This is a genomic window from Calditrichia bacterium, from assembly GCA_020634975.1.
GTDB lineage: Bacteria > Calditrichota > Calditrichia > RBG-13-44-9 > J075 > JACKAQ01.
Window position 1 is genome coordinate 16,731 of the sequence record JACKAQ010000003.1, and the last position, 21,690, is coordinate 38,420.

Consider the following 21,690-nt stretch of genomic DNA (forward strand, 5'->3'; position numbering starts at 1 on the left):
TCAGTTGAGCAAATATACACATCACTCAGTCGGAAAAATTTGCAAACGTCACAATCGATCAAAAATCATCCCGATATTCCACCGTTCCATCGGGATTCACCAACGCCATCCGCAGCCAATCCGGGTCTGCCAATTCCATAAAATTGTTGTGTATTTCCTTTTTGGTGGCTTCGTACATCAGGTCGAAGGCTTGCCCGGCTTCGGCGGTTTTCCACAATTCGGATGTCTCGATCACCAGTGGCTGGTTCGGGCAAATCGTGAACAACGAAACCAGCGCCGGATTTTGGGGATTGCTCAACCGTGCTTTTTCATTATACAAACGGGTGATTTTCATGGATTCACGTTCGAGTACACCCTGCCGAATGTTCATCACCCGGAACAGCCGTTTGAACACCGATTTGTGATCTGCTTCAGCTTCAAAAGAAGCATTTAACGGCAACACAAACAACAGGTTACACTTCTCAATCCCGGCACCAAACCGCAGCGGCAAATTATCCACAACGCCACCATCCTCAAAATATTTCTGGTCGATTTCCATATATGGGAACATCGGCGGCAAATCCATTGATGCGAAAACAGCCATTTTCATGCGCTCCAGCGCGTCTGCCTCGTCATTCTTTTTAATCAGTTCGTATTCTTCCGGCGGCACAACCGGTTCTTTTCCAACGGCTTTTCCGTGCTGCCATTTGGTGCGTTCCATTTTTGGCAGCGATGCATTATTGGTGGCAAATTCCAGTTTTCCGGTTTCCACGTTGGATCGGGTGAGGTAAAAATGCATGGCTTTATCGGGATCGTCAAACAAATGTTTCATCAAATATTGCTGCACGGACGGGTGATTTTTGAAAATATCCAAAAATGTTTCCTGCCACGGGGTGGTGTGCAAAAATGAATTTTTCGCCAACGGAAAATATTTGGCGAAATCCACTAATCCTTTGATATTCACTGATTTCCACCATTTTTCGTGAGCGCTCATTTCCCCTGTTGCGGGTGGTTTTACCAATCCTGCCAACCAAAACATGGAATTCCACGAGCCAATGGACGTTCCGGCAATCATTTTCACTTTGTCGAGCGCGTTGTTTTCTTCGAGGAATTCGTAAATCGCTTTCAACGCGCCGGCCTGATACGCGCCTTTTGCACCGCCACCAGCGTTGATAATCCCGATCCGCAAATCCTGAATACCGTATTTTTCCACAAATTCCTGTAAAACGGTGCTTTTTCCGGGCGTCGGCTGTGCGGGGTCGTGCACATCCATCTGCGGTTTAAACCGGGCTTTTTGGTTGAATACCGCCGCAACGTTGTAACTGACCACCAATCCCGCCAGCGTAATGAGCACCACAACCAATCCTTCGAAAAACACGGGAATCACGCCAAACACATATTCCAACTCACCGGAAAAGGCGGTTTGGGCAAGTGAACTGGTGAACGTAATTTTGGTGATCGCTTCCGCGATGGTGCGCAACTCAAAATATTTCAAAATGGTGGAAATAATCACCAACCACAGCAGCAATGAAACCACCATCCCAACGGAAAAACGCCAGGGCAGCCGTTTGAGCCAGCCATAAATAAATTTTATCAGATTCATATATTCATCTCCGGAAAGTAATTTGGTAAGTGATAAAAAAAACAGAAGCTTATAAGCTGATAATCAGGTCAGCAAAATGGTTTTTTTCGGGATTTTTGCGTGATCCGCAAGTACTCAGTAAGTGATGATATCCAATGGCGCCGGCAATAACACCGGCAATTCGAGTTCCGGGTTGATGTCAAAATTTCCAATATAGACATTTTGTTCTTTCAATTTTATCATGACTTCTGCCCGAATATCATCCGAAATACCCGTTGCATTGTACAAACCGATAAAAATGTCTTTGGCCAGCGCCTGGTTACCCAGATAAGTGGCATAAATGGAACCCTGTAATAATTTCGTCCGTGCCAGATCGCTGGATTCAGGCATGCGTTGGGAAAAATTATCAGCCGTTTTTACGGCAACGCTATATTTGTTCTGCAGAAATTGGCTCAACACCAAATTATGATACAGCTCCCCACCTTCCGGCAGCCGGGCGAACTCTTTTTCTAATGGCGCCAAATACGCTTCGGCTTCTCCATATTTTTTGAGCTCGAGAAACATATCCGACAATTGCAACAAGCTCTGCCCAAACTGGTCGCCCTGGCTGTAATCCGATTTTATTGCCGTGTATAACTGTTCTGCTTTGGGGTATTTTTTCTCATTTCGCCGGTTATTTGCCAATACCATCATTGCGTCATCGCAATATGGGCTTTCCGGGAAATCGTTGCGTAAAACGGTTATCCATTTTTCGGCTTCAGCGACATTCTTTTGTTCAAGATTGATGACAATCCGGTTCCACAACATTTCGTCACCGGGAATATCCGGTCCGCTTTCTCGCTGAAAATTGCTGTATCCCAATCCCATTACAAAACCTAAAATTAAAGCAACTGAGATGGTAGCCAGCGATCGCATGGAAAATAGTTCTTTCAAAAAAACCATGGAATAACTCCAAAATAGAAACAGAACATGAGTGTTAGAATTTCACATAAAACCAATAAAATCAACTCATAAATCAAGATGACAAAAATGGGGGAAATTCAAAAAATTATCAAGTAGCTAACCATCGGACGATTTGAAGTGAATTAGATTACCCAAAAAAATGCATTATTGCAATAAATTTTTTGTCGCTAACTGTTGAAATCATTCCCAAATGTATTTAGCGCAATTCCACAGCTTTACGATCCGGACAACCGCCAAAACCTGCGTAACTGAGGTCAGATATCCCACAATTCCCGGCAACGCCTTTTGAATTATGGGTTTATAGAGTGGTTAGCTTGCTAAATCCATATTATTTCATAAATTTACGTATATGACATATGGTTAAATCGCATATCAAAACCTCTGGAATTGTAATGAATTTAAAACACCAACGTTCAATTTTTGTGACCCTAACATTGCTCTTTTTGGGATTTTCAGCGGCGTATTCTCAAACAGATGCCGGGAAATCTTTCATTCACTTCCGAATGCTCAAGGTTTCCACTGAAAATCAGGCCAACGAGATAATTGAACGGTATGCCGCCGGCGAATCCTTCCAGAAATTAGCCCGAAAATTTTCTGAACACTCAACCGCAAATTTGGGTGGCGATTTACCCTGGCAGCCTTCGGAAAGCATTCCGCAAGTGTTTTTGGCGGTTTTGAACAAGCTGGAAATTAACGCAATTTCTGAGCCGATTGCGCTTCAGAACGGTTATTTTTTGCTCCAAAAAGTGGATGAACTGAATGCATATGACTACAGCGTTTTGCAACAAAAAATCGATAAGCTAAATGGATTATTAAACGAAATTGAAATTGGTTTCGCAAAAGAAAATGGCAATCTAACCGCGTTGCTGGCGCAGGCAACAGCGCTCAACAGCGAAGTTAAAGATGATCATAAATCATTGAAAATATTCAATATGAAAGGATTAGCTGCAGCAACTTCCGGTGATATGTCTACCGCAGATGATGCTTTTTCCGCGATGCTGGCACTTGCAGATAACATCGGCGATGACCGAACGAAAGCATCGGCTCTCCGGAATTTGGGGCAGGTTAAAAAAAACAGCGGTGACTTTGAGGCTGCGATAAGTTATTACGACAGCGCCTTGGCTGTAGCAAAAGCAATTGGCGATGTGGAAACGGTAGAAATTTCGCTGGGAATGCTCGGACAAATTTACGAATCGCAACAGCAATTCCCAAAAGCGATCGGTTATTTTACCGAGGCCATCGCGATGCCTCGCAATCCTGCAGATCAACAATTGAAACACATTTGGTTCGGGAATTTGGGGCAAATGTATCGACAGTTGGGTGATTATTCGCGGTCACTGGCATATCTGGACAGCGCAATCAACAATTCACAAACCGCAGGAAATACTTCCGCAATGGCGGATTTTATCGCGGCAAAAGCGCAGGTGTTGCTCGCCAAAGGCGACGCCAGACCGGCGCTCGGGTTGCTCAATCAATCGCTGGCACTGGCGCGCGTTGCCGGAAACAAATTTGCCGAAGGCATGCGTTTGGGAAATCTCGGACAGGCATACAAAACGCTCGGCAAGCTGGACAGCGCCCGAACGCTGCTGGACGATGCGCAGATGATCGCCCAATCGACACAGCAAACGGATGACGATGGATTGTGGCTCGGCAGTTTGGGTCAAGTGTTTAACGCGATGGGCAATTACACTTCTGCCATCGAAAATTATGAAAAAGCCTTGGCGATCGCCCGGCAAAACGGAGATCGCAGCAACGAAGCGGTGTGGCTCGGCAGCATCGGACAGGTGTACGAAACGACCGGCGATTATCAGCGCGCGCTCAGTTATCTGGACAGCGCAGCAACCATCACCCGCGAAACCGGCGATTTGAGCAGCCAATTGTTCCAGTTGGGCAATCTCGGCGAGTTCTATTTCTCGAATGAAAAATATGACGACGCGCTGAAAACCTACACCGATGCATTGGCAATCGCCCGGAAACTGGGCGCGAAATCGCAGGAGCAGATACGCCTCGGCAGCATCGGGCAGGTGTGGCAGCAGCAATCGCAGCCGGAAAAAGCGATTGTTTATTATGACAGCGCCATCGCCATCGCCCGGGAAATTGGCGACGAATACAACACGGGCATCTGGCTTGGCAGCAAAGGGTTGGTGCTTCGGTCGCTGAAAAATTACGATGCGGCAATCGACCATTTCAACCAATCGTTGGAAATTGCCCAATCGATCAACGATAAAGAGAGCATTTGGCGACAATACTGGAATCTGGCGGCGACGTATGCCAACATCGACGGCGCTCCGAAATTTCAGGTGGTGGGCATGTTCGACAATGCGGTGAATTCGTTGAAAGAAATCGCCGGTGATCTGGTCAATTTTTCGCAAAAACGTAACTATCTGGAAGTACAGAATAAACAAGCACTTTACGACGATTTTATTGCTTATTTGATGCGCCAGCCAGAGGCACGCTATCACGAAAAAGCGTTGGAAATTTCCGAAGCATCGCGCAACCGCGCACTGAAAGATTTGCTGCAGGGGCAGCAATTGGAGGCGCAGCTATCCATCGAAAAACGGCAAGCGGCAACAGAACGCACCGAGGAATTGTTCACCAAAGTGCAGGAACCGATGATGGCCAGCACTGATTCGCCGAACAACCGTTTCCGTTCCGCAGAAACCGATTTATTGGAAAAATGGGCTACAGGCATCGCCATTCCCTCACGTAATATTGGCAGTTCGGAAGGTGCACCGGATTTGGGATTGCGCGAAATCAAAAATGAAGCCCGCGAACGGCAGGAAACGCTGCTGATGTATCATATTTTGCCCGGCGGCGTTGCGATGTGGGTGATCCAGCCGAACGGAAAAATGTTTGCAACCGTGCAAAATATCCCTGCGGATTCGCTGTTCCGGCTGGTATCTGCAACGCGGAATCATTTGGGCATTTCCGACGGATTGTCGCGCGGTGCGGAGGTGTTGCAAACGAGCGCCGGTGGCGGCAAAAAATATCAACAAACACTACGCGAACTGGATGAACTGCTGATCCAACCCGTGGCAGAATATTTGCCGAAATCACCGGACGAATCGCTGATGATCATTCCTCACGATATTTTATATGTTTTCCCTTTCGCCTGTCTGGTTGATGCGCAAAACAAATATCTGGTCGAGCGAAATGTATTTGCAACTGCACCAAGTGTCGGACTATTGAAGTTTACGCGTGCACGCGTGCGCGAGCAGTTCAATCGCGAACGTCCGTGGTTACTGTTGATGGGCAATCCTGAGATGCCCGATCCGGCAATTTGGTCGCAACTGTACGGCGCGGAACGCGAAGTTGAGATGATCGCAAAACGGGTGAATGAATCGGGTGGTGCCGGACTGCAGGAGAGCGGCGCACAATCGCTGAAAGCGCTTTCGCTGATCGGCGACAACGCCAGCGAAGCGGAATTCCGGCGAATTGCCGGCGTGCAAAATTATCTCCACTTTGCAACCCACGGATATCAGGTTCGCGATCCGATGCGCTGCGGACTGGTGCTCGCCAAAACCGGCGAAACCGTGGAAACCAACGGCATTTTGACGACTTCGGAAATTTTCGGGCTGCCGCTGAATGCGGAGTTGGTGGTACTCAGCGCCTGCGAAACCGGGCTCGGGCACATTTCCAGTGACGGATTGGCGGGGTTGAGCATGTCGTTTTTATATGCCGGTACATCCAGTTTGATGGTCAGTTTGTGGAAGGTGCCAGACGAAGCGACACAGTATCTGATGGTCAAATTTTATGAGGAACTGGCAACCGATGGCAATAAATCGCGATCGCTGCAAACAGCCCAATTGCACACGATGGCAAAATATCCGCATCCGCGTGATTGGGCAGCGTTCTCGTTAATCGGACAGAATTAGCCGGTGGATGGGTAAATGAGCAAATGGGTCTTCTGCCCTCGTTCCGTGCTCCAGCACCTATCCTCGTCCCAGACTCCTGTTTTCGCCCCTCGTTCCAGGCTCCTGTTTTCGCCCCTCGTTCCAGGCTCCTGTTTTCGCCCCTCGTTCCAGGCTCCCGCCTGGAACGCACATTTTAATTAAAGCTCCGCTTTACTGTTTGAGCACATACTTTCCACACACATCTCTCTACTTCATCACCCGCAACTCAACGCGGCGATTCGTTGCGCGGCCTTTCTGCGTATCATTTCCGGCAATCGGATCGGTATCAGCGTAGCCATTTGTGGTCACATTTTTCAGCGAAATGCCGTTTTCCAGCAAATATCGGGCAACGCTAAGCGCACGGTTTACCGATAGCATTTTGTTGAAATTCGGGTCGCCCAAATTATCCGTATGTCCGGCAATTTCAACTTCAAGATCGGGATTTTCTTTCAGAAATTGCACCATCGCCCGCAGTGTCGGCAACGATTGGTCATCGAGCGTGCTGCTGCTAAGATCGAAACTGATATTTTGCAGTGGAATCCGCGATCCCTTTTCAATCGAAATCAACGAAATATTTTGCTCCACAGTATCTGCGGAAAGCTGTTCGCGAAAATCGAGATCGGCAGTGTAAAGCAAATATCCCGGCGCAGTGGCGATCAGCGTGTATCGCTTGCGCAAAGACAATCCAACGCTGTAATTACCGCCATCGCTCGCCATTGCAACAGTTACAACGCTATCCGATGGCAATTCGTGAACCGAAATATTCACTTTCCCAATGTCTTTCAGATCAATATTTAAAATATTGCCTCGGATGGAAACCAACGCTTTTTGCAACAATTCATTGTATTCTTTCTGTGCTGCTTCATATTCCGGAAAGGTTTCATCCGCCTCACTGAGCAACGATTCGTAAGTGCTCAACGCGTCCCGCTGATTGCGCATTTGCAAATAATTGATCGCCAGTTGGTGTTGCGCCGTCAACCGGTGTTTCGATCCCGGAAATTCATCCAGCAAAGTGAGCAGCATCTCGTGTTCCGCGGAATAATTTTCCTGCTGCAAATAGGCTTGCGCCGATAAAAACAACGCCCGGTCACGAACGCCCAACACCGGATATTCACGAATTACAGCTGCCGCAATTTCCAACGCCGGATCCAATTCTTTTTCAGTGATCATTTTTTCTGCAATTTCCAAAAACCGGAACGGCAATTGTGCACCGACCGTCCAGCCATTTTCGAGCATCAGTTTTTGCAACAATGGATCTTCCGGTTGTTTCATCGCTAATTCGCCTAACGCGTCGATGTCACCGGTAAAATTAAGCTGATCATATTTTTCTTTCGCTTCATTCCGAATGGTTTCATCGAGCGATTCATCTGAGAATAATCCCGCAAAAATATCTTTCCCCACATCCGGCTGGTTGAGATTTGTGGCATAAATGGAACCCTGCAACATTTTGGAGTGTGCCAGCTCGCTGGATTCCGGCAGCCGCTGCGAAAAACGGTCCACCGTTCGCGCCGCTTCGAGATATTTTTTCTGCAAATACTGACTCAACGCCAAATTTTGATACAACGCGCCGCCTTCGGCAAGTTCATCAAACTGGTTTTCCACCGAAAGCAGGAAATTTTCGGCCGTTTCGTATTCACCGATTTCCAGATACATATCCGATAATTTCAACAAACTTTGCCCGTACTGGTCGCTGCGATCATAAAATAATTTAATGTCCAGATACAGTTTCTCAGCATCAGCATAATTTTTTTCGGTGCGCTGTTTTCCGGCTAAATACATCATGGCATCATCACAATATTTGCTCCACGGATATTCGTTTCGCAGAACGGTAATCCATTTATCCGCCGCCGCATCATCCTTTTTATCGATGTGCCATAAAATCAGCTTCCACAACAGTTTATCAACGAAAACGCCCTGTCTGTGATCGCGATAATAATCCGCATAAAAGGTATTCAATTGCGGATCTTCCTGCGCTTCGGCCCGTTCGATGTTCAGCAATTTGGCGCGCTCAGCAGCAAACACATCACCGGAATTTTTGAGCGAATTGATTGCTGTTTCGGCAGCATCCCAATTGCCTTCACGAATGGCGGCGACGCCCAGATTGAACCAGTTGTCGTCACGGTAAATGCCCCGATCCGGTGCGGCATTTGCGGCGAATGCCGTAATTTGCTGCGGTTCCGACAAATTATTCTGAAACCGCAACGCTTCCATCCGGTCCGGCGAAATCGTTACTTCCCGCTTTGCGGAAACGCTGCCGTTTTCGTCGGAAATATTGATCGACAACTCAGCATTCGGCGGAATCGCAGAACCGCTAACCGGATATTTTGCATCAATGATCACTTGATTATTGATTTGCGTAAGTATTTGAAAATAAATATCTGTAAGCTCTTTCGGATTGCTCGATGCGGCATAAAATCCGTAGGTATCTGAGGACAGGTCTTTGGCTTTGTCGTTGCGATCGCGCCGGCTGCTGAAATCGATAAAATAAAGTGGAATATTCATATCCGTTGCCCGCTGCACGAGCTGCGAATAACTCACCGAACTGCCGACGTCGAGCCCGTCGGAAAGCACCACCACTGATTTTTGACCATTTTCTATAAAATTATCGATAAAACTGAGCGCCTGATAGGTCGCATCATACAAAAATGTCCGCGATGTCATCGACGAAAACAGGTTCTGATCCTTCATAAAATATTGTGAATTCGAGGTTTGCACAATAAATTCTGCGCCCCACGCTTCAGTAGCATCCGGTTTTTGGAATCGGATGATGCTCACTTCCGTATGCTTCCGAACACCATCAATAAAAATTTTGTATGCCTGCTCCACAAATCCGGTTTTGCCGGACATGGAGGTGCTGTTATCGACAATCATGATGACCTGACTGGGTTGATTGAGCCACGCTTCAGGATTTTCAGCGTTCAAAACGCTACAGGTTTGTGCGCCCCAATTCAGATCGAATTTCCAGTTTTTGAGTGCAGAAATTGGCGTATCTTTCACATTTTCGATATTTAATAGCACCTGAAAATCCGGCCAATTTCCGGTTTCAACACCAGATATCTGAGTTTTTCCGATTCGCACAGATTGCGCCGGGGCAATAAAAATCCCAAAAATGAAAACCCATAAAATGGTTTGCAGTTTCAATCGTTGAACGGACATCTTTCCCTCGAATCGTTTGTTAATTTGAAATCGAACCAGTTGAGCAGGTATAAAACGAGCAATATCAGAAGGTCATTTAAATATCGCAATTATTTGCGAAATAGGCAACACCCTCAATTATGTAGCAATTCTTTGACAGGTCAACCAAGAAAATATCGCTAATCAACGTAAAAAACCTACAAAAACTGCTGCAAAAATGATCTTCATCACACGAAGTATCGTCCAAACAAACTATTCTGATTTGTTGATATTTCAATGTTTAGCAAAAAATTTCACACAATATAAAATTAAGTTCACAGTGGTTCACGCTTCCCGTCTAAAACTTGGCTGAAATTCCTTCTCGCTTGCGCTTTAACTGTAAATCCTGACTATTCAGCATTTTAACGACAGAAAAGCATCCATTTCAATCACGTATTTCTCACCTGATTTTTTCATTTACCGGATGAAAATCCGGCTCAATTGACCCGTACAGCGATGCGTATACGCATTATAAGGAGATTTTGTATGGCCAAGATTTTCCTGATCGATACAGCCGAAGCCTCGTTATTTTTGGACGGCACGCTAAATGGCGATCAAATCGAAATTTCCCACCTTGGATTTGCGGCAGCGGCGCTCAAATCCCGCACGATTTATCCCTATCCATTGACGATTTCCACCACCGGCGGACAGATACAGCCAACCACAGTGATCAACCCACATGTGGACGATCCCTCTGACGCGTTTCGATTTGTTACGGATGTTGAATTCGAGTTGCCGGCGCAGGAAATGACAGCGAAAGACGGTTCGGAACTGCCGCTGGATTTGCGCTGGAAAAAGATGCCGGTAAAATTAACGGTTAGCGATCCGGCGAATCCAGCGACGAATGAGCTGCGCATCGGATTTTCGCATCTGACGATTGCCAGCCCGAAATTGCCGGGGATTGAAATCGATTGCAACGTGCGGCTCGTATTTCTTGGCGATACACTACAACTCGACCAATCGACAATTCAGATATTCCAACCCGATGAAAATCATACAGTTACGTTATCATTGCAGGACGTGCATTTCGACAGCAATCTGTTCGGGCTGAAGTGGAATGATCCCAATATCAACTTTTGGCTGAAGCTGTTCAGCAACGATGTGCAGGACACCAGCGCCGCGGTGGATGTAACCGCGAATCTGCAAATTCTCACCGGCGCAGCTCCGGAAATCCGGCTGGATTGGCAGCACGCCAATCGCCAGCGCAATTTCAAATTACCGGGCATGTCGCTGGCAACATCCGCGAGCGGGACGAATGCCTTTTCGCTGTTGCTGCAGCCGGTCGGCAATGCGCTAAACAAAGTGACGCTGGCGCTGAGTTTACCGCCGTCGCAATCGTTCAGCATGCTCAGCAATTTCGCGTGGGAACGCGATGCGGATCGCGAATTGCTCAACGACGACAATCGTCCGGCAACCGCGCCGCCAGTGATGCAGCTCTCCCCCACCCCGCAAAATCCCGTAACTACTGTATTGACTAGATTTACGCGCGGTCAATCGAATCTGCCCAAATTTTTGCAGCAATTCGATGCACCGTTGCCAGCTATCGATTTTGCCAATCCGACACCATCGCCAACCACCGTCCGTTCGTTCAAAGCCGCCGATTGGCAGCCAAATTTGAATTTCCAGTTGAACAGCGCAAATTTCAAATTCCCGTTTTTGCGGATCGGCAGCGGAAGCAATACCTTCGATCAATTTGTGAACATCGATTCGGTCGATCCGGTCACGGAAAGCGATTATTCATTCACCAATCACGCCGTTTCCGTGAATGTGAATCTTTCCCAAAAAATCGGGGCGCTGGCGTTCCAGAATGACTGGGGCATTGCGTTCAATTGGGAAACCTTCGCGTTCGCGATAGACCACAACAATGGCATCGATCTGCTCGGTGACGTGCCCGAATTGCCCGCCCTGCAGCACATGAATTTAATGTGGCGATTCAAGGGCGTGCCTTACGGAAACAGCGGTAAGTTTCATTATTTTAAGCTGGTTACGAAAGGCTACAATTATCAAATAAAACTTGCGCCGGGCGCATCGGTGGAGCTGGATTTCACCAAAGCAAGTGTGGAACCGATCACCTTCCGGAGCACCAACTTCACCGTCACCGCCAAAGGCATCAACCTGACCGCGGATGTGCTGGACAACCCTGCGCGGCTCAACGGCATCAACACACGCTTCCGATTTCACAGCACCCAAATGCAAATCGTGGACAACCGCATTCTCGATTTCACGCTCTCCGGCACCGGACCGCTACCGCCTGATCTCGTCGGCGATGCGATGGCCGATATCGCGCTGCAGTTCAAACAAAATGCCGCCGGAAACCTGCTGTTGGTCGCTGGCGCAGCGCAATTGAAAGATACTGATCAGCTCGATGCCAAAAATATCCGTTTCCAATACGCGGTCGATTCGCTCGGGCTGGATTTTGTGGACGACGGCAAATATCACCTCTATTTCAAAATTTCCGGGAGCGCGAAATACGTGCCCACGCCGATCGACGATCCCAACGGACCGCTGGCGTTGCTCTCGGCAATCACCATCAAACTGGTCGAGTGTCCGCTCACCGGCGATGCCAGCGTGATTGCCCGGCACATCGGTTTTTTGATCGAATTTCCCGAACCCGTGACGTTCAGCTTTTTGGGCTGCTTCACATTTGAATTACGCGCCATCGGTTTTCTGGCATACACAGAAAAATTCGGCGGCGATCCGTCGCTGCAACTCACCGGACAGGTGATGTTCGCCAAAGGCGGGCAGGACACCCACAGCGCCAAACTCGATTTTCACGGATTGTATATCGGCATCCCCAAAAAAGGCTCGGTTTTCCCGCGTATCAGCCTCGAAAAACTGGCAGTGGAAATCATTTACGGCGAGGCGTTCAAGCTCACTGGAATGGTCAGTTTTGTGGATAACGAGCTGCAAAAAGGCTTCCTCGGCGAGGGGCAACTGGAAATGAAAGGCATGCCGGTGATCGCCGCGGCGTTCGGGTTTATGCGCGCCAGACTCGACGAAAACAGCAATTGGCTGCGGGCGTGGTTCATTTATCTGGAAGTCCGGAAAGTCAGTTTTATGATTCCGCGACTGGAAATTTACCTGCGGGAAATCGGGTTGGGATTCGGCTATCGCTACACGATCACCAGCATCAAACAGGCGGATGACGAAAACGACATCGGCAAACTGGTGCGGGCGCTGCGCGACAGTTCGCGAACCGCCGGCGATCTCGCGAAAGTCGAAAACTGGGCGCTGGATCTGGAAAAACGCGGCGAAGATCCGCGCTGGACGATCGTGTTTCGCGCCATGTTTTCCCAGAGTTCCGCCTCCCCTTCCCCGCTAAAATACAACGAAGGTGCCGAAAAATTCCTGCCCTGCGCCTATTTATTTGATGCCATCGTGGCGTTTCGCAGCGATCTCACTTTTTTCATGGCGGTGCGCGGCTGGATCAACACCAATTACAACGATTTTTTTGAGAATACTGACGATCTGCGCTCTCACCCGATTGTGTCCGGATTTGTGCTGCTCGCGCCGCGCAAAAAGCGTTTTCTGGCGCATGTTTCCTCCAATCCGGACGGGAGTTTGGGCGCACGCCCAGCGTTGCCGGAATTCGCCCGCAAAGCCATTTTGAAATCTGATTTTTCCGCAACGATGCTCATCGAACCGGGATTATTCCATTTTGAACTCGGCTGGCCGAACATGCTGCGATTCCGGCAATTGTTCGGTCCGGTGATTTTCGAGGTGCGCGCCGGATTTATTTTCCGCATTTCCGAAACCGAAATGGTGATCGGCGTGAGCATGGAAGCGCGCGCGACGCTGGACATCGAAGCGGGATTTGAGGCGGCGGTGATCGGCGCAAACATTTCCGCACACGCGATTGCGGCGGTCGGCGCTCGATTAGTCGGCATGACCAGCCTCGTTCGCGAGGACGATTTTGCTGTGTACGGCGCTATCGGCATTGAAATGCGCATCGAATTCCGCCTGATCATCTGGATCGGGCTGAAAATCGGATTTGTGAAAATCATCAAAGAATTCAAGCTGAGCTTCACGCTCGGATTTACCGCCGGCATCGAAATCGGGCTGACCGGACCAGATCCCGGCGTTCGCGGAACGGGCACGATTTACGCGAAATTTATGGGTCACGGAATGAAATTCACCGCCAAATTCAAGAGCAACGAAGGCGCAGTGATCGCCGCGCTCGGCAAGGTGCAACCGTTCCTGAACACCGGACTGACCTCCGAAGATGTGGAGGGCACGCCCGGCATCGATCCCGCTACCCAAAATGTTTCGGCAAAACCTGCGCCGCAATCGGCGGTGATGCGGGTTGGATCGCAGCCATCAGCAGCGATGCGCATTGGCGGTAACGGCGCTGCGCGACCGTCACAACCGGGCGCAGCGGTCAGTTCGCTCACCGGAAAAATGGTCGAATTTCATGCGCCGGATTATAATTTGCTGGTGATCAACAAACCGGCGGCGGACGGCAAAACTTTTGCTTATTTCCTGCTGTTGCCCAAAGGCGAGGGTGAATCGGGATTTTTGCCGGTGCCGCCAAACGATACGATCGAGGTTTCCAACGATTTTGCGATGACGATTCCCGATAGCGGCAAAACTTTTGTTTTACAACGATTTAACGCCAATTCCGGCGATCTGGAAACCGTGGACGATCTCGCGAATGTGAACTGGAAAGTGAACTGGGACGCGGTGATTTTGTCCGCCGAAAATTATGGCGAAGGCACCCCGGACGACACCGAGCCGGTCACCGAAACCGTAAAACTGGCGGATTATCTGCTCGGTGCGTTTGTGCTCGATGCGAACAATCAGCCGATTGGCGATCCTGAATTGTTGGCGGCGGCTAAAACCGTCATCGATGAGCGGGTGCAAAATCCGACCGACAATGCTTTTGAAGCGGCGGTTCGCGGCGCGGTGGAGCAGTTCAAAGGCTCGCCGTATTTCAAAAAAGATTACCAAAATGAATACGAACAGGCGCTGCAAAACGCCTTCGACGATGGCAAAACCATTTATTCAGCGGACGGAACGATCACGCCGGAAAGTCAGGCGGTGGAGCAGGCGGATCATCTGCGGAGCATGGTGATTCACGATTTGATTGCCGATTTTCGCGAATTTGTCGATGCGATCAGCGAAACCGGCGAGATCGACGCGGAACTGACCGGCAGCTCCATCGCATTCCAGATGGGCATTGTTTTCCGGCTGGAATGCGACGATGTGAATCGTCCGGAGTGGCTGGATTTTTCGCAGAACTATTTGGAAAATCACAGCTTACCATATCCGCGAATTCGCCAGCGATTTCAGCCGGAAAGCCCATCGCCGGATGGCAGCCCGGAAAAATCCGCGACGACATTCAACATCGCCGCAGCGAATTTTGCCAATTTCTCGCCGCAATTCCAGAATTTGCGGCATTACACATCGGCGAATACCATCGCCATCGCCTGGGAATTGACCTGGGAAAATCTGCCGGAGGACGGCTGCACCACCTGTCAGGCAGACCCCGAACACCATTTATTACATTATATTGTGCGGCGTCGCGCGCTGGACGGCAGCGAACCGGAACAGGTGTACACCGTCAAAAATGCCGAGGCGCTGCAGCTCGAAACCGATGCCAACGGCAATCCGCTGCTGAGCAGTTTGCGCCCACGTTTTCAGGTGGTCGATCATTTCAATCACGAAACACCGGAAGATCAGGCGAATTTGCCGGCCAGCGGACGCAGCTATTTATATAGCATTACACCGGCGGATGTTGCCGGGAATCTCGGTCGTCCGCTGTCGCTGGTGGCGACGCGCTACCCGAGCGAACCGCCGCTGGTGCCCAATAATGGCGAGCTGACCGTAAGCTATCGCATCGCCGATGCCCTGCTGTCGCCGGACGAAGTGCTGCAGAACAGCGGCGATGTGATCACGCCGGTTGCTATCACTCCGCATTCGCTGCGGGTGAGCTGGCGCGAACCCGGCGCTCGCGATGATCGCCCGATGGTGCCGGTCAAAACCTATCGATTAATTTTCCGAAAAGATGACACAATGCCCGTCGGCAGTTACGGGCTGGATGCGTCCACTCGCGGTCCGAAGAGCAAATCGTTGCCGACCAGCAACGCGCGTCCGTTGCCGACCGATATTAAAATTGAGCTCGATGCACGCGGTAGCCGCGAAGCGCGTTTCGCCGAAATTCCGGTGGAACAGTTGCGCGACGCGGGCATTTTCCCAGCCGGTGACGAACCAAAATGGCAGCCCGAAGCGTGGAATATTTATTTCCAGACCGTTTCGGTGAACGACGTGCCGTCCGCGCTCGCGCCGGTCAATTTGCTGCTACGGGTGGAAAGCGACGATCCCGCCGCTCAAAAAGAGGAGCGCCGGCCGGAACAGCTCGAATGGCTGCCGAAGCCGGTCCAATTCCCGCTATTGCCGCCGGAGGATCAGCGCGCGATTCCCGGACTGGCGCATTTCCCGATGCCCACACCCGGATCATTTGGATTCTCAGGCAGCACCGGACAGGACATTCTCAATCGCGTGCAGTTCACGCAACACCCGGACGAGTTGCGCTGCATCCGCTTCCGCTGGAATCAGGGACCGGGCGACCAGCCGGATTATCCGCTGCCGCTCAACGCCGGTTATCACCTGCTGGAATTGAACATCGATGCGCATACCGACGACACATTTGACGACAAAGAACGGCTGGCAAAAGCGATCCGCAAAATACAGGAAGTGCAAATGCTGCCTGCCGACGAGCTTCTGCTCGCCCCCTCCGACACGCTCACAGCCAGTCAGTGGGAATCTTGGTATCCCACAACATTGCAACGATTGCGCAATCCCGCCGAACGACCGCGCGGATCTGAAACACCGTTCGGACCGTGGTTTTCGTGGCGCGATTCGTATCTGGTTTGGCCGGAATGGCCGGGATTCACCAACGTCAACGGGGAGCGCAACGACACGATTCACCCGGCGCTGCGCAAGCTGGTCGATGTGCTCAAAAATGATCCCGAAGGACGATTGCCTGCCACATACATCGTCGATTTGCAGATTAGCCCGCCGATGCAGGAAAACGATTTCAACGACCTGATCGCCATCACCGATGCGGGTCCCGATCCGTACGGATGGGGCATTTTGCAACGTTTCGGGCTGTGCGCATCGGTTTCGCTGCGCAACAAATCCACCGGCGACCTGATCACCGGCGCGGCGTTGCTGGAAGCGCTGAACAAGGCATATCTCGCCTATCGCAACGATCCGGTTACCGATGGACAAAACAACACGCTGGCGAGTTTCGACACTTTTTTGCATATCGAATTATTGTTCCAACCGTCATCGGCGATCAGCCTGGAAGCGGGCGGTAATCCCAAAGAAAACAGCTTGTTAGGCATCGTCCAGATCAGCCTTCGACCGGCAATCCAGCAGGACGCGCAATACGCCAAAGTGCCCATTTCCGGCGATGCGAAAGCAACCGTCACGCTGCTGTTTTCCGAAATTCCCGCCGATGGCTGCGTGCTGGTCAACCAGTCTGAACTTGCCAAAGGCGAGATCGACATCAAGCCGCCGGCGACCGGAAACGCGCTGAAATATGTGCTGACACTGCCGCTGAACGGCGCGACAACCCTGCTGCTCCGCAGTCGCACTACGCTGCCGAAAGTCGAGAAAGAATTGCAAAACGGTACGGTCGAGTTGCCGAAAGCCGGCTTTGCGCCGACGGACGAACTCGCCAGCTATTTCTCCGTTCCGGCGGATGCACTGGCCGCGGATTTTGCCCAAAATCCCGCCAGCAACACGCTGGCAAAGCAGTGGCGATTGTTCAAGTTTTATGCGGAATCGCTGAACAGCAACCAGACCGATCCGCCACCGGCGAAAAAAATCGAGATTCCCACTGCCGAACCGGCGATCAAATCGATGCTGCCGGATTACCTGGGCTGGACGAACCGCTTTTTCGAGCACGGCGGCGAAATGGATTTGAATCCGCAAACTGTCAAAAAAGCCACCAAAAACGGACCGTGGCTGGCGACTGCCTATCCGCAATCGGGCAACCCGGTTTACGCCACGCCGGACGACAGCAGACGGTTGAAATACGATCATTTGCTGGAAGACCGCTACGCCCACAATTTGCGCTATTACATACGCCCGTACGGACGATACGACCTGCTCTGGCAAAGTTTGCGGCAATCGCCGGCGCTCTTCCCGGATCCGCGCATCGATGAATTGCTGATCGATTTGCGCGACGCCCGCGTGTCGGATTTGCTCATCAAAACGTTTGAAAACAATGGCTTATCGCTGCTGAAAACGGCAACAATTTCCCAACAGAATCGCCACGAATGGACGATTGCCAGCAACGGTTCAATGTACACCGTCGCGCAGGCAACCGACGATTTGCAGGTTTTCGAAGCCGAAACGCTGAAATTCCAATTGGAGAAAAATTTCAAATTGCTGCCGGAAGCCACGCCCGAACCGCAGGACGGCGCGCTGGATGTGGTGCTCGATCGCACCAAACCGGTGGCGATGCCGGTCATTTTGCGCAGTGGCAGGCTGGACGAAGATCCGGTTCCCGGCAAACCCAGCGCACCCGGCAAAACCTGGGAAGTGATCGTTGCGCAACACCCGGAACAGGCGCTCATCGAACGCAACCAGACCCTTTTCCGGCAGTTGGCTTTCCGCCAGATTGCCTTTACGCTGCTGCGACGATTCGCATTTGCAGACTGGCCGGAAACGCTGGCGAACCTCGCGGGCATCGATCCGATCGGCATTCAATTTGTGCAAAACCGGTTCCCGGAAATTCCGGCGAGCTACCCGGATCAGCCCGATCACATCCCGATGATCAACGGACAAATTGCCGCGAAACTGGCAAATGCCGAAATCGACGACGCGCTGCGGATGATTTTCGAGCAGCACAATTTCTTCCTCTCCAACAGCGCTACGGTCACCGCCGGTGAACCGGATGAGTGGCAGATCAGCGACGGACAGCAGCAATTTGTGGTTCGCAAAACCCACCGCGTGCTGACCGTTTCGGCGGACGAAATCGAGCTGTTGAGCTTCGCGGATGTGATCATCGACGATGCGGAAACCGCCCGAAGCCTCGATTTACCGCGCCGCATCGGCAATTTCCAGCAGGGCGCGATGGTATTGCAATGGCAATCGCTGCCCTATTTTTACGAGCACCGGCTGCTGCTGATCGCCCAAACCGCCACCACGGTTTCGCCGGTCAACGAAACGGTTCAGCAGGATTTCGAGTATCGCTCGCCCGATCCGGTGGCGCTGAGCGAGGGCATGGAATTGCCCGGCGGCAGCATTCGTTTCCGACAAATTGACCTGTTGCTGAACAATTTCTGGGATGCGCTGAAATCCGATGCGCAGTCGCGCTGGCCGTACGAACAGCCCGATTCCGCCGGTTTCACCATCGGAACAACATTTGTTGACGAACTGGATAACCTGTTGATTTCCAACGATTTGCGAAATGCATTTTCCGCAGCGGATTTCGAGTTACCGCAAGATGCAACGGTGCTGCAAACCATTGCCGGAGAACGCTGGGAAATCCAAAATGCGCAGTTTGAACGGCTGTTCGTGATTCGTCGCGAAGGCAACACGCTGCACGTGTTCAACAATTTGACCGACCGCCGCAAACTGGCATCGCTGCCGGATCCCGAAACGGTTTACCAGATCGTCGAGTCATTCAGCGGCAACATCGAGGTGCAAACGGAACTGCTGTACGATGCGGAAAACAACCGCTTTATCCGGCGGCAGCTCGGTGAAAATTTTGTCGCCGGTGACCCGAATCTGGTTGCGCCGGACAGCGACAACCCGCTCGGTGATTTTCTGCTGCGCTTCCCGCTGCGCCAATTTACCCGCGCTGAATTGAGCAAGACGTACGCGATTCCGCCGGGATTCCCGCATCTGTCGTTTGAAAACAACACGCTGATTGTCGATGGCGTTTTCACCGCTGCGGATCGCGACATGCTGCTCTCGCAGATGCAAATCGCCAACGGCGAAAAATTGGTGACGCTCACACAAGGTCCGTCGCTCGGTTCGCTGTCGCCGGAATTGCTGGCGAAGTTGCGCTACCCGCAATTGCCGGAAGCCCGCGATTTGCCCGCAAATTTACAGCAGCAGATCGAGATCGACACGATCCGCGATGCGGATAACGCAACGCTGGCCATGCGCTGGCGCGGTGCGATGCTGCCGGATCAGAAATCGGCGTTGCAGAATTACCGCACCGATTTGCCGGTTTTCCAGAATGCCGTGACTGCGCTGATCGCCAAAATGAGTTCGCAAAATATCGAATTTACCGCACCGTACACACCGCCGACCGATCGCCCGCATCCCGACACACTCATCGTTCCGGGCAAATTTGCAATGGCGGTCACCTATCCGCCCGATCCGAATCCGAAATGGACGCTGAGCTGGATCGGCGCGATTTCTGCGGCGCAGGAGATCACACTTCGCGACCTCAGCGGTGATGTGGATTTCAAAAACGGCATCAACAGTTTGATTGCCGCCATCAAAAATGTTACGTTCCAAACAACTGTTAATTTTGGGCTTACGATTGCCTCAACCATCCCGAATTTTTCGATTCAACTGCAGCCGAATTTGCAGCGGGTGCTCAAATGGAGCAATCCCAATCCCGAGCAGGAAGCCGCAATTCGCGCACTGGAAGTCGGCAACGATCCCGCGTTTCGCGCCGGTGTGGACAATCTGGTGACGCAGTTGAACAATCATTACAATAATAAAAATTTCACTCGCGACATCAGCTATGTTGAGCCGCCGCGCCCGCTGCCCGGATCGAATGGTCTGCCGCCGAAGCTGGCAATTGTTGTCATTTCCCCGCCCGATCCGGATGCCCGCTGGGAACTGAACTGGACCGGAACGCTGAGCGCAGCCGAGGAAAATGCGCTCCGTGCGCTCGACGGTGACAATCCGTTCCGGCAGGCGATTTCGGCGCTGATCGACGCGATCAAAGCGGATCCGAACATCACACCGGGAACGGTGACGACCCAGATTATCAGCGGCGTTTTTGTGCAACCGGTGATCGATCTGGACAATATCGGCGCGGAAATCAAATATGATTTAAGCAATCTGGTGATCGACAAACCTGCGCAATTGCTGCGCTGGAAAGGCGCGGACACGCTGCAAATTCCGCCACAGGATCTGATCGACCGGATGAACGCCTGTCTGCCGCCGAACGATAATTTCCGCATCGCGTTCGAGAACCTGATGTCGCAGATCGCCGCTGCCGGTTTTGCGCAGAATTTTGCGCTGCCGCGCCAACTGGCGATCCGTGCGCCGCTCAGCCAGCCGCAGCTCGACGAACTGCTCACGAAATTCCCGAATCCGGTGGATCAGCAAAAATTGCGCACGCTGCTCAGCGATTTTCAGGATCGCGAAGTGATCCTCAATTTGTTCGAAAGCTGGAACAGCCGCACGGCGATCACTGCGCCGGTGGTCAGCGTGCCGCCGCCGGTTGCAACGTTGATCGATTTCCCGGAACCGGTGGATTGTCCGCTGATCTGGACGGGCGAAATGAGCACCGCCGAACGGGACGCGCTGCTGGCGTTGCCCGGCGATGTTGCGTTCAAAACTGCGATTCAGCGACTTGCCGATGCTGCAGCCAGCGTAACCGATGTGGATTTGTCGACCGCTTCTGCCCCGCTCGGGCTGGATCAGGTACCCAAAATTATCGCGGACAGCGGTAAACTGGCGTTCACAACTGAAACCGGTAGCAGCGGCGCGCAATACACCGCGCTCACCTGGACCGGCGAAATGAACGACACCGAAGCGGAGACGCTCCGCAAATGGGCGCAGTTGCCGCAGTTTTTAACCGCTGTAATTGATTTAATTAACCAATTGGAAAATATAGAGATAAGCAAGTCGATTTCGCCGGAAATTCCCGCTGCGGTGATTGGCAAATTGCAAATCAATCCCGGCGAAGTGGCCTGGATTGGCGCTGCTCCGAACGCGGACGAACTCGCCGCGCTGCAGGAAATTATCGGCGATGTGTCCCGCGATACGGCGTTCCGCAACGCCGTTGCCCAGTTGATCACCAACGCTGGCGAAGACTGCGCGACAACCGTCGCGTTCCGGGGCTAATCGACCGACCAAAGCAGGCGGATTTACCGGCTATTTTGCGCGACCAATTGA

5 protein-coding genes are annotated in these 21,690 nt (G+C 51.4%); 2 read left to right on the forward strand and 3 right to left on the reverse strand.

What is annotated here, in order from left to right:
- Positions 1 to 58: 58 nt before the first annotated feature.
- On the reverse strand, positions 59 to 1,582 hold the full coding sequence (locus H6629_17785; GenBank protein MCB9069639.1) for a patatin-like phospholipase family protein: 1,524 nt from the start codon (positions 1,580 to 1,582) through the stop codon (positions 59 to 61).
- A 114-nt stretch (positions 1,583 to 1,696) separates the two neighbouring features.
- The gene (locus H6629_17790) at positions 1,697 to 2,503 is read right to left on the reverse strand and encodes a tetratricopeptide repeat protein (GenBank protein MCB9069640.1); all 807 of its coding nucleotides are present in this window, start codon (positions 2,501 to 2,503) and stop codon (positions 1,697 to 1,699) included.
- A gap of 413 nt (positions 2,504 to 2,916) precedes the next feature.
- On the opposite strand from H6629_17790, the gene H6629_17795 reads away from it, so the two are divergent.
- The gene (locus tag H6629_17795) at positions 2,917 to 6,399 is read left to right on the forward strand and encodes a CHAT domain-containing protein (GenBank protein ID MCB9069641.1); all 3,483 of its coding nucleotides are present in this window, start codon (positions 2,917 to 2,919) and stop codon (positions 6,397 to 6,399) included.
- A 225-nt stretch (positions 6,400 to 6,624) separates the two neighbouring features.
- Here the strand turns inward: H6629_17795 and H6629_17800 are convergent, their stop codons facing one another.
- Positions 6,625 to 9,573, reverse strand: a complete 2,949-nt coding sequence (locus H6629_17800) for an OmpA family protein (GenBank protein ID MCB9069642.1) — start codon at positions 9,571 to 9,573, stop codon at positions 6,625 to 6,627.
- A 504-nt stretch (positions 9,574 to 10,077) separates the two neighbouring features.
- Here H6629_17800 and H6629_17805 point away from each other — a divergent pair.
- On the forward strand, positions 10,078 to 21,639 hold the full coding sequence (locus H6629_17805; protein ID MCB9069643.1) for a hypothetical protein: 11,562 nt from the start codon (positions 10,078 to 10,080) through the stop codon (positions 21,637 to 21,639).
- The last annotated feature ends 51 nt before the right edge of the window (positions 21,640 to 21,690 follow it).

Coding starts and splice junctions, on each gene's coding strand:
- H6629_17785 (MCB9069639.1), bottom strand. CDS start 1,582: ATGAATCTGATAAAATTTATTTATGGCTGGCTCAAACGGCTGCCCTGG.
- H6629_17790 (MCB9069640.1), bottom strand. CDS start 2,503: ATGGTTTTTTTGAAAGAACTATTTTCCATGCGATCGCTGGCTACCATC.
- H6629_17795 (MCB9069641.1), top strand. CDS start 2,917: ATGAATTTAAAACACCAACGTTCAATTTTTGTGACCCTAACATTGCTC.
- H6629_17800 (MCB9069642.1), bottom strand. CDS start 9,573: ATGTCCGTTCAACGATTGAAACTGCAAACCATTTTATGGGTTTTCATT.
- H6629_17805 (MCB9069643.1), top strand. CDS start 10,078: ATGGCCAAGATTTTCCTGATCGATACAGCCGAAGCCTCGTTATTTTTG.